Raw genomic sequence first — 11,058 nt, 5'->3', positions numbered from 1 at the left:
CCGCGTTCGGAGGCCTACTTTGTTTTCCCTCTGGCGCAAGGCACGCCGGGAAAACAGTGCGGCCTCGCGGCTACTGGGGTCTACCAGCCTTCGCTTCGCTCTCCATGGCTGGCAGCGCTGGAATCACGGATTCAGGTAACAGTATAACACCGGCTGCACTCAAGCTCCGTATCGTGCCCGTATCAGGCTACAATGATACCAATTTCCACCAGCCGGCAGCCCCGATGATCACAGCCAAACAAATCACCGCCGTCATACTCGCCGGGGGCCGTGGTACACGCATGGGCGGACAGGACAAGGGACTGGTGCAACTGGATGGTAAACCCATGATAGGGCATGTCATCTCAGCCCTTGTACCCCAGGCCGATTCGCTCATCATCAATGCCAACCGCAATCTGGAAACCTATGCGGCGTTCGGCTATCCGGTCATCAGAGACGAGCTGGAAGGTTTTCAGGGACCACTGGCGGGCATTCTGAGCGCCATGGACCGGATTGACAGTCCGTATCTCCTGTGCGCTCCCTGTGATGTTCCCGGTCTGCCAGGGGATCTGGGGCAGCGTCTTTCCACTGCATTACAGGAACAGCAGGTCGAGCTGGCTGTGGTTCATGACGGGGAAAAGCTGCAACCGGCATTTGCCTTGATCCCCACCGAACTGCGGGACGACCTGCGGGATTACATGCAGCGCGGTGAGCGCAGGCTGCGCAGCTGGTGCAGGGAACACCGGCTTGCCCTGGCAGACTATTCCGATCAGCCCGAAAGCTTTGCCAACATCAATGATGCGGGAGAACTGCAGCGCTACAGGAACACCTGAAACGGGGCGGCTGTACGGTTCAGCGTATCCTGTGAGGACCGGGCACCCGGTTGACCAGGGTTGGCAGAAAGACTTCATTCACCAGGATGGGCTTGCCTGCGTACAGAAACAGCGTGCGCCGTCCCCAGAGTTCCTCCGGCGTTTCATCCAGGTGCGCAACCGCCGCATGGAAGGATTTGTGCTGCGGCAGAAAACGGGCGATCTGCAGTTGCACGCGGCGGGTATGAGGGTCTGCAAACAGCACCTTTCCCAGGGGTTTGCTGCGCAGGTGAGACAACCGCCTCGCCGCTCCCCGCAGGCTTTTCACCGGCATCAGGGTACGGGCAAACACCTGGGGTTCGCCATTGCACAGCAACTCCACTTCTCTGATGAGGCAGGTGGCGCGCAGCCGGAGACTGAGGAGCCGGTTTTCGCTGTTCAAAGCTTTCCCCCAGCCCTGATACCTGACCCTTACCCTGAATTCGCCATCACAGGCATCGGTAACCCGGCGCGTCAGAGAAGCAGGGTCCTTCAGCCAGTCGTAGACTGGCTCGGGTACCGCGGTGGCCCCCAGTGAATGGACATCCATCCACACGGGTTCGCTGAAAGATCTGTAGAAAGGAGAAGTCATGGAATGTTACGCCGGAATAAAAGGTGGAAATTCAGGGCTGCGTCAATGCCCGAGGTCCCGGCTGATGCGCAGCACTTCGGGAATGGCACGCAAATGGCGCATTACTTTCGCCAGATGCTGACGATCGGTCACCGAGATGAGCAAATGCAGTCCTGAGGTCTGCCCATCATGGTCCTCGGTGCGGATATCGTCGATGTTCGATCCCATTTCCGCGATGGCCGAAGCGATGGTGGCCAGTATGCCACGTTTGTTGTTCACGTCCACCTGCAGCGCAGTCACAAACTCTCCCTGAACGTCATCTTCCCATCGTACATCGACCCAGTTGGCATCAGATTTCCGTTCGTCCAGCACATTGGGACAGGACTGATGATGGACCACCAGCCCTTTGCCGGGGTTGAAAATGGCGATGATGGGATCACCGGGGATGGGGTGGCAACACTTGCCGAACTTCACCACCATGCCTTCGGTGCCACGAATGGTCAGGTCTGCGCCGGGCTCACCATCTTTGTCCAGTGAATCCACCGACAGCAGCGTGCCGGCAACCAGCTTCACCATGCGGTTTCCCAACCCGATATCGATCATCAGTTCGCGCAGACTGTTTACCTTCAGTTGCTCCAGCAGCGAGTGGATCTTGCTTTCCTGCAAATCTGCGAGACTGGCGTCTAATTTTTCCAGCTCCCGTTCCAGCATGCGCTGTCCCAGTTCAGCCGCTTCGTCCGTCTCCAGCCTTTTGAGGAAGGAGCGGATACCGGCACGTGCCTTGCCCGTCACCACGAAATCCAGCCAGGCAGGATTGGGGCAGGCATCCTTGTTGCTCAGTATCTGTATAGTCTGGCCATTGCGCAGCCGGGAACGCAGGGGAACCAGATGCCGGTCAACCCGCGCCGCAACGCACTGGTTGCCCACATCCGAGTGAATGGCGTAGGCGAAATCCACCACGGACGCTCCTTTGGGCAACACCTTGATCTGCCCTTTTGGCGTGAATACATAGACTTCGTCCGGGAACAGATCGACTTTGACGTGCTCCAGAAACTCCGCCGAAGTACCTGATCCCTTCTGGACTTCCAGGAGGCTGCGCACCCATTCCGCAGCTGCCGCCGGGGGGAACTTTTCATCGCCGGTCTTGTAGTGCCAGTGAGCGGCAATGCCTTCTTCCGCCACCTTGTGCATTTCATGCGTACGGATCTGCACCTCGATATGCTGGCCGCGGGGACCGACCAGCACCGTATGCAGTGACTGGTAGCCATTGGCCTTGGGGATGGCAATATAGTCCTTGAAGCGCCCCGGCACCGGTTTGAACAGGCTGTGCATGGCGCCCAGCACCCGGTAGCAGGTGTCCACATTGCCCACGAGGATACGGAAGGCGAAAACATCCGCCACTTCGTTCAGGGACAGGTGCTTGTCCCGCATCTTGCGATAGATGCTGTAGATATGTTTTTCACGGCCACTGACTTCACCCTTGAAGCCTTCCTGATCCAGCCGGTTGCGTATGGCTTCCTCGATGCCGTTGATGACTTCCTTGCGGTTTCCCCGCAGTTTCTTGAGCCGGTCCGTGAGCACGCGGTAGCGCCAGGGGTAGTAGGCCGCCATCCCCAGGTCTTCCAGCTCCACTCGCAGGCTGTTGATGCCCAGACGCTGTGCGATGGGGGCATAGATCTCGGTGGTCTCGCGGGAAATGCGCCGGGCCTTTTCGGGCCGCATGACACCCAGCGTGCGCATGTTGTGCAGGCGGTCCGCCAGTTTGATGAGGATGACACGGATGTCCTTGGTCATGGCCAGCATCATCTTGCGGAAACTTTCGGCCTGGGCTTCGGCGCGGCTCAGGGAGCCGATCTTGGCCAGTTTGCTGACGCCATCCACGAGCTCCGCAATCTCTTCGCTGAATTCCTCGGCCAGCTGATCCTTGGCAGTGGGTGTGTCTTCGATCACATCATGGAGAATGGCCGCCATCAGGCACTGGTAGTCCATGCGCATCTCGCCAAGAATGCGGGCGACTGCTACCGGGTGACAGATATAGGGTTCGCCGGAAAGGCGTTTCTGGCCAGCATGGGCCTGGGCGCCGAAGAGATAGGCGCGATAGACCTCCCTTACCTGCTCAGGCGGCAGATAGCTTTCAAGGTAGGTGCAAAGGTCGCTGATCTGATATCTGGGTGCCTGCCCGCCGTTGTGGCGGGCAAGCGCAATCGATGGCCATTGTGTTTCGGTTTCAGCTGGCTGTGAGGTGGCCACCGAAGGAAGTCTGCTTAGATGGAAACGCCGTTGGCGGCTGCCTGTACTTCCTGTGCCAATGCTGCTGCCAGCTCGTCATCGATGGATTCTTCCTTGCTCTCAACCTGTTCGTCGATGGTCTGGTTTGTGATCAGGCCCGCGGCGATCTCGCGCAGTGCAACCACGGTGGGTTTGTCATTGTCCCAGGGAACCAGGGGTTCCACACCATTCTCGAGCTGCCGGGCGCGCTTGGACGCCAGCAGTACCAGGTTGAAACGATTGTCCACATGATCCAGACAATCTTCTACTGTAACTCTTGCCATGTTCTGTTATCTCCGGAAATATTTTGCCATATTCGTGCATTGTAACCTGAAAATGCAATAACAGAAGATTTTTCGCATTGAAGGCGGTGACCGCCAAAAGGCTGCAGCGTGAGAAACCGGGACCGCGCTGCAAGGAGGCAACCCCGGCACCCGGCAGAACCAAAGCGCATCAGCGTGACTGCAGCAGCGCCAGACCGCCACCACGCGGATCACTGGCAGCTTCCACTTTGTTTTCTTTCCTGTTCCAGTGTATGGCCTGCATGTTTCCCCAGGGGCGGGTTTTCTGATCCAGTACATGGCCCCGCTCCCTGAGCACTTTTTTCAGCTCATCGCTGAATGCGCCTGGCTCCACTTCTATCACATCCGGCAGATACTGATGATGGAAACGCGGCAGGCTCACCCAGGCCTGTGCATCCCTTCCTTCTACCGCTTCCAGCAGGGCCAGCAGTACCATGGTGATGATGCGCGAGCCTCCCGGGGTACCGAGAATGGCAACATGGTCACCGTTCTGCAGACATGCTGGACAGCATGCGCTTGCCCGGTTCGATGGCATTGGCTTCCGCACCTACCAGCCCATAGACATTGGCCACCCCGGGCTTGATGGAAAAATCGTCCATCTCGTCATTCAGCAATACGCCCGTGCCCTCTGCAACGAATCCCGAACCGAAGGGATAGTTGATGCTCAGGGTCGCGGCGACATAGTTTCCCTGCCTGTCCAGTATGGAGAAATGCGTGGTGTCATGGCCTTCCTCCCTGAAATCAGCCAGTTTTCCGCTCGGTGTGGCCCGCTTCATGTCGATACCGGCAACCAGGGCTCGCGCGTAGGCCGGTGACAGCAGCCGTTGCAGGGGCATCTTCACGAAATCACCATCACCGAGCCACTGGGCACGATCCCGGTAAGCGCGGCGCATCACTTCCACCAGAAAGTGGATGCGATCCGCTCCGTTCATTTTGCCGGGATCCTTCAGTGCCAGCATGTTGAGCATTTCCAGCAAGACGACGCCTCCCGACGAAGGCGGCGCGGCGCTGACCACCCGCCAGCCACGGTATCGTCCGACGATGGGTTTGCGTTCCACCACACGGTAGGTGCGCAGGTCCTCTTCCGTCCAGATGCCGCCATGCTTCCGCACGGAACGGACCAGCCGCTTCGCCAGCTCTCCTGCATAGAAACCCGCACGGCCCTGTCCGGCGATCAGACTCAGGGTTCTTACAAGATCGGGCTGACGGATTCTGTAACCAGGGGGAGGCACGTCATTGTCGTCGAGAAACTGCCTCGCGGCGGCCGGCGAGGCACGCAGTACATCCAGACGGAAAGCTGCCATGCGCCGGTAGTGCTCATCCACCTCAAAACCTTCCCGGGCCAGACGAATGGCGGGCTGCAGACTCTGTGCGAGAGGAAGACGGCCATAGTGCCGGGCGATATGAGTCAGCGCCGCCACCTCTCCCGGAATCCCCGCAGACAGCGGGCCGTTCACGGAAGCGCCGGCAAGGGGCTGTCCCTGTTTGTCCAGATACATGTTCCGTGTAGCCGCGAGTGGCGCCTTCTCACGACCGTCTATCATCACTTCCCGGCCATCACTGGCGCGGTGCAGCAGCCAGAACCCGCCACCCCCCAGACCCGAGCTGTAGGGTTCCACCACCGCCAGCGCCGCACTGACAGCCACCGCCGCATCGAAGGCGTTGCCACCAGCGTCCAGAATCTCCATACCGGCACGCGTGGCAGCGGGATGTGCCGAGGCAATTGCTGCTGCCGGTGGCTGGCTGGCTGCGTGAACGGCTGACAGCAGTAACAGGAGCAAAACAAAAAAGCCCCGGCGCAATGCCGGGGCTCTGCTGTAAACGCTACCTGGCAGAAGACTACTTCTCAGCGGTAATGCGCTCATACTTGGCACGCAGTTCTTCCTCGGTTTCCGTATGCTCTGGATCGACGATGATGCAGTCTACGGGGCAGACTTCAACACATTGCGATTCTTCATAGTGTCCGACACATTCGGTGCACAGATCCGGATCGATCTCATAGATCTCCTCACCCATATAAATTGCACCATTGGGGCATTCGGGCTCACATACATCACAATTGATGCACTCGTCGGTTATCATCAGGGCCATGGGTTTACTCCAAAATTAACAGATAAATTTTTCCGTCAGTGCCTGTTGCACTGCAGGATGAACGAATTCTGCCACATCTCCCCCCAGTCGCGCTATTTCCCGCACCAGGGATGAGGATATAAAAGCGTATTGCTCCGCCGGGGTCAGAAACAGGGTTTCCACATCCGGCGCCAGTCTGCGGTTCATGCCGGCCAGCTGAAACTCGTATTCGAAGTCAGACACGGCCCGCAATCCCCGGATCACCACTTCCGCGTTCTGTGCCTGACAGAAATGCACCAGCAGGCCGCTGAACGCCACCACTTCCACGTTTTTGTGCTCTTCCAGCACCAGAGTGGCAAGTTCCACACGCTGTTCGATCTCACAGAAGGTTGCCTTGGCGGTATCCTTGGCGACCGCCACGATCACCCGGCCAAACAGCTTTGCCGCCCGCGCAACCAGATCGGCATGGCCGTTGGTAACGGGATCGAATGTACCCGGATAGACAGCTGTGAGCATTGATAATCGTCAGATGGTCAGATCAGCCGCTAATAATATCACGTCTCAGCAGGGCACAGGCGGCCTGTCCTGCCCTGGCCTGCCGGTGGCTGTGCCAGCTGTCCGGCAATACCGGCCAGTCCCGATGGTTGTCCTGCTCCAGATAGATCCAGCTCCGAGGCTTGAGCCAGCCGTTGTGTTCCAGGTTCTCACAGGCTTGCGCCAGCCAGTCGCTGGCGAAGGGCGGGTCGAGAAAAACGATATCGAACTGCCGGTCGGCTTCCCGGCGCAACAGGCGCATGGCATCGGTGGAAATGACTTCCGACCTGTCCTGCGCATCCAGCAGCTGCAGGTTCTGATCCAGCTGCCGGATCACGGTACGGGACTGATCAACGAAGCGTACGGTCTTCGCACCCCGTGACAGGGCTTCCAGCCCCAGTGCGCCACTGCCGGCAAACAGGTCCAGGCAATCCGCGCCTTCGGTTTGTCCCTGCAGCCAGTTGAACAGGGTCTCCCGCAGGCGGTCCGCCGTTGGTCGCAGACCGGGCGCATCAGGAAAGCCCAGACGGCGCCCGCGAAAAGCCCCGCCGATGATGCGGATACTGTTGCTGCGCGCCACTACTTCTTTTTACCGCCAACCATCACGGTAACGAGATTCTTCACCGGCATGCGCCGGCGAAAGGTCCGGCGTATCTGGGAGGCCGTCACCTGCATCACCTTGCTGCTCCAGGTGTCCAGCCAGTCCGTGGGAAGATCGTAGAACCCCATGAGCGCAATACGCCGCAGGATCTTCTTGTTGCTGGACAGCTTCAGGGGAAAGCCACCCACAAGATGTTTCTTCGCTGCTTCAAGCTGTTTCAGGCTGGGTCCCTCATCCACGAAATCACGGTACAGGGCCACCATCAGCTGCCGGGTGGAATTCGCCTGACTGTTCTTGGTCTGGGCGGACAGTATCCATGGGCCCTGTACCCACAGGGGCGAGAAGCTGCTGGAGATGCCGTAGCTCAAGCCGCGCTTGTTGCGCACTTCCTCACCCATGATGGAGGTCAGGCCACTGCCACCCAGGATGTGATTACCCACCAGCAGGGGAAATATAGTCCGGGTCTTTGCGGCTGATGCCAAGCATCCCCATGTTGATATGGGTCTGCGAGGCGGGAAATATCTTGCGCGTTGTTCCCGGTCGGGGCCTTTCCGGCGGCGGCAGGGCTGCGGCCTTTTCCCCGACGGGCAGACTGCTTACCAGCCGCCCCACCAGCAATTCCGCCTGGTTCCGGTCCACATTGCCGACCAGCGCTATCACGGCATTCGCGGCCGTATAGTACCTGTCGTGGAAACCGCGCAGCTGCTGCCCATTCAGCGCTTCCAGGGATTTTTCATCGCCCAGTGGATCATGTGCATAAGGATGTTTTCCGTACAGGGCCTGCATCAGCATCTGGTCCGCCACATCTTCGGCAGACTGATGAGCCAGCCGCAGTTCCGCCAGGGTGCGCTCCTTTACCCTGGCAATGGCATCTTCATCCAGGCGGGGCCTGGCAACCACCGCCGCCAGCGTATCCAGTGCAACCGTGAGGATCGCCTTGTCACTCAGACTGCGCATATTGACCCAGGCGATATCCCGGCTGATACGGGTGCTGATCTCGATGCCACGGGACTCCAGTTCACGCGCCAGGGCATCCGCATCCAGGTCACCGGCCCCTTCCAGCAACAGTTCGTTGAGCAGCCGCGCCTTGCCCGGCTGCTCACCATCCCTCGCGCTGCCGGCATCGAACAGCACGCTGAGATTCACCATGGGCAACTGGGGCGCATGAACGAACATCACGCGCGTGCCCTGCTCCGTCTGCCAGGACTGGATCTCCAGCGCCTGGGCCAGACTGGACAACAAAACCAATACCAGTAGTACAAGCTGCCTGATCATGATTTCTTCTCCCCTTCGGCCTGGGCCTTGCGGGGCTGAAGCACCGCCACTGTCAGATGATCATCGACCAGGTACTTCCTGGCAACCGCCTGCACCTGCTCGGGCGTGACAGCGCGGATATGCTGCAACTCCTCGTCCAGCGTCTTCCAGTCATAACCGTTGGTTTCGCGCATACCGATGAGCATGGCCTGATAAAACAGGGAATCCCGTGCGAACACCTTCTTCGCAACCGTCTGATTCACCACACGCTGCAGCTCTTCCTTGCTGATGGGCGTATTCTTCAGATCGGTCACCTGCTCGCGCAGGGCTTTTTCCAGCGCATCCAGACTGACGTTTTCCGCCGGAATGGCTTCGAGTTCCAGCAGGCCGGACAGGCGGCTGAAGGCGTCATAGCTGCTGCCGGCCGAGACCGCCAGTTGCTGTTCCCGCACCACGCGGGAAGTCAGCCGTGAGCTGTCGCCCTCACCCAGAACAGAGTTTAGCACCACCAGCGCATAGGCTTCCCAGGGTTCCTTGACATCCACCATGGCAGGGCTCTTGTATCCCATGATCAGACTGGGCTGTTCTGCCGGCACCTTCACTTCGAGGCGGGTGATGCCCTTCTGTTCCGGCTCCGGCCGTGCGCGGTAGCTCGCCCTGCCTGTTGCCCCGATAGGTCCAAAATGTTTTTTTGCCAGTTCCAGGACATCCCTGGGCTGCACGTCCCCCACTACCACCAGAATGGCATTGTCCGGGGAATACCACTGTTTGTACCAGGCCTGCAGATCGGCAACGGTCATGATTTCCAGATCATACATCCAGCCGATCACGGGATTGCGATAAGGCGACACCCGCCATGCCACCGCGCCGAACTGTTCCCACAGCAGACCATTGGGATTGTCGTCCGTGCGCAGCCGGCGCTCTTCCCGTACCACGGCCAGTTCACGCTGAAACTCCTTTTTGTCCAGCAGCAGGTTGTGCATGCGATCCGCTTCCAGCTCCAGGGCGCGCTCCAGATGATCTTTGGACAGGGTTTCGAAATAGGCCGTGTAATCCACCCCGGTAAAGGCGTTTTCACTGCCGCCCAATGCGGCAATGATGCGCGAAAACTCGTCCGGTGCGACATGCTTCGTGCCCTTGAACATCATGTGTTCCAGTACGTGGGAAACGCCGGTGGTGCCGGGCAGCTCGTAACTCGATCCCACCTTGTACCAGACCTGGCTGACCACCACCGGCGCGCGGTGATCCGGCTGCACGATGACTTTCATGCCGTTATCGAGTCTGAACTCTTCAACCTTGCCCTGGGCTGCCAATGCCGGCAGGGTCACGAATCCGATCAAAAGTATGCAAAGTAAGCGCATTGCCTGATTATCCCCAAGTCGACAAAATGTTAAAGTACACCACTGGGCAGCTCAAACAACCCTTGATTGGTATCTTCGCACAGAAGTGCGGCGACAACTGCGTTGAAAACCCTGCGGATAGCTTGTGCTATATGCTGCGGTCTGCGCCTTGTTCTCACCACCCTTCTGCACGAACCCAATCAACCAGGCTTATGTAAGATGCCCTGTTCCCGCTGCGTGGCAGCGATTCTTTCAAAACATCATTCCATTGTCCATGTGCGGACAAGGCTGGTAGGCATTCATGTTTGGCTTCGGCAAAAAAAACAAAACCTCCAAAGAAGAAGACAACAGCAAGCCCGGACTGTTCCAGCGGCTCAAGTCCGGACTGGCGCGCACCCGGGCCAACTTCACCGACGGGCTGGCCAACCTGGTGCTGGGCCGCAAGCAGATCGATGACGAACTGCTCGAAGACCTGGAAACGCTGCTGCTCACCGCTGATGTGGGCGTGGACGCCACCCGGCGCATCATCGACGAGCTCACCGACAGGGTAAGGCGCAAGGATCTCTCCGAACCGGATACCCTGGTCGAAGCACTCAAGACCCTGCTGGAAAACATCCTCCTCGAGAATGATACACCGGTGAAACAGCCTTCGCCGGGGCATCCCCAGGTGATTCTCATGGTGGGCATCAACGGTGCGGGCAAGACCACCACCATCGGCAAGCTGGCGAAACAGTTGCAGGACGAAGGCCAGAGCGTGATGCTGGCTGCCGGCGATACCTTCCGTGCCGCCGCGGTGGAACAGCTGCAGACCTGGGGCGAGCGCAACGGTATTCCCGTCGTCGCCCAGCACAGCGGCGCCGATTCCGCCTCCGTCATCTACGACGCCCTGGAAGCCGCCACGGCCCGGGGCATCGATGTGCTCATCGCCGATACCGCCGGACGCCTGCACACCAAGACCAACCTCATGGAAGAACTGGCCAAGATCGCCCGGGTGATGAAGAAGATCGATCCCGAAGCCCCTCACGAGGTCATGCTGGTGGTGGATGCCACCACAGGCCAGAACGCCGTCAACCAGGCAGAACAGTTCAGCAAGGCCATCAAAATCACCGGCATTACCCTGACCAAGCTGGATGGCACCGCCCGCGGCGGCATCATTTTCGCCATCGCGGAAAAGATGGGCATTCCCATCCGTTTCATCGGTGTGGGGGAAAGCATCGAGGATTTGCGGGTGTTCGATGCCAGGGCTTTTGTCGATGCCCTATTCGAACGGGAAGAATGACCTTTCAAG

Annotated in this window: 11 protein-coding genes and 1 pseudogene; 2 read left to right on the top strand and 10 right to left on the bottom strand. The window is 59.0% G+C overall.

Translation table 11 applies throughout. The annotated features are described in order from the left end of the window. Positions 1–104: 104 nt before the first annotated feature. Complete coding sequence (gene mobA / locus ACOCD2_RS00720) at positions 105–812, top strand: molybdenum cofactor guanylyltransferase MobA (protein WP_293672475.1); 708 nt, start codon at positions 105–107, stop codon at positions 810–812. Positions 813–831: 19 nt separating this feature from the next. Here the strand turns inward: mobA and ACOCD2_RS00715 are convergent, their stop codons facing one another. From ACOCD2_RS00715 to ACOCD2_RS00670, 10 genes and pseudogenes are all read right to left on the bottom strand, one after another. Then, on the bottom strand, positions 832–1,422 hold the full coding sequence (locus ACOCD2_RS00715) for a chorismate--pyruvate lyase family protein (RefSeq protein WP_293645359.1): 591 nt from the start codon (positions 1,420–1,422) through the stop codon (positions 832–834). 42 nt (positions 1,423–1,464) lie between these two features. Beyond that, complete coding sequence (locus ACOCD2_RS00710; protein WP_293645381.1) at positions 1,465–3,606, bottom strand: RelA/SpoT family protein; 2,142 nt, start codon at positions 3,604–3,606, stop codon at positions 1,465–1,467. Between the two features lie 59 nt (positions 3,607–3,665). Continuing rightward, positions 3,666–3,953 (bottom strand): DNA-directed RNA polymerase subunit omega, encoded by a 288-nt coding sequence (rpoZ, locus tag ACOCD2_RS00705; RefSeq protein WP_293645361.1) that lies wholly within the window; start codon positions 3,951–3,953, stop codon positions 3,666–3,668. 169 nt (positions 3,954–4,122) lie between these two features. Next, positions 4,123–5,659, bottom strand: a pseudogene (gene ggt, locus ACOCD2_RS00700) (gamma-glutamyltransferase). 151 nt (positions 5,660–5,810) lie between these two features. Continuing rightward, entirely contained in the window at positions 5,811–6,062 is a 252-nt protein-coding gene (locus tag ACOCD2_RS00695) for a YfhL family 4Fe-4S dicluster ferredoxin (protein WP_293645363.1), read from the bottom strand. A 15-nt stretch (positions 6,063–6,077) separates the two neighbouring features. Next, the gene (coaD, locus tag ACOCD2_RS00690) at positions 6,078–6,557 is read right to left on the bottom strand and encodes a pantetheine-phosphate adenylyltransferase (RefSeq protein WP_293645365.1); all 480 of its coding nucleotides are present in this window, start codon (positions 6,555–6,557) and stop codon (positions 6,078–6,080) included. A gap of 22 nt (positions 6,558–6,579) precedes the next feature. Continuing rightward, positions 6,580–7,155, bottom strand: coding sequence for a 16S rRNA (guanine(966)-N(2))-methyltransferase RsmD (rsmD, locus tag ACOCD2_RS00685; RefSeq protein WP_293645367.1), 576 nt, complete (start codon positions 7,153–7,155; stop codon positions 6,580–6,582). Further along, positions 7,155–7,616, bottom strand: coding sequence for a M16 family metallopeptidase (locus ACOCD2_RS00680; RefSeq protein WP_293645369.1), 462 nt, complete (start codon positions 7,614–7,616; stop codon positions 7,155–7,157). Before ACOCD2_RS00680 ends, rsmD begins: the two co-directional genes overlap by 1 nt. After that, on the bottom strand, positions 7,609–8,451 hold the full coding sequence (locus ACOCD2_RS00675) for a M16 family metallopeptidase (protein WP_293645371.1): 843 nt from the start codon (positions 8,449–8,451) through the stop codon (positions 7,609–7,611). The genes ACOCD2_RS00680 and ACOCD2_RS00675 overlap by 8 nt, the downstream gene beginning before the upstream one ends. After that, positions 8,448–9,758 carry a M16 family metallopeptidase gene (locus tag ACOCD2_RS00670; RefSeq protein WP_293672476.1) on the bottom strand — a complete coding sequence of 437 codons (1,311 nt, stop codon included), beginning with the start codon at positions 9,756–9,758 and terminating at the stop codon, positions 8,448–8,450. Before ACOCD2_RS00670 ends, ACOCD2_RS00675 begins: the two co-directional genes overlap by 4 nt. Positions 9,759–10,071: 313 nt before the next feature. Between ACOCD2_RS00670 and ftsY the strand changes: the two genes are divergently transcribed. Beyond that, the gene (gene ftsY / locus ACOCD2_RS00665; protein ID WP_293645375.1) at positions 10,072–11,049 is read left to right on the top strand and encodes a signal recognition particle-docking protein FtsY; all 978 of its coding nucleotides are present in this window, start codon (positions 10,072–10,074) and stop codon (positions 11,047–11,049) included. Positions 11,050–11,058: the final 9 nt, after the last annotated feature.

Source organism: Thiolapillus sp., from assembly GCF_048562965.1.
Classification (GTDB): domain Bacteria; phylum Pseudomonadota; class Gammaproteobacteria; order Chromatiales; family Chromatiaceae; genus Thiolapillus; species Thiolapillus brandeum_A.
This window is presented reverse-complemented; position numbering and strand designations above follow the sequence as displayed.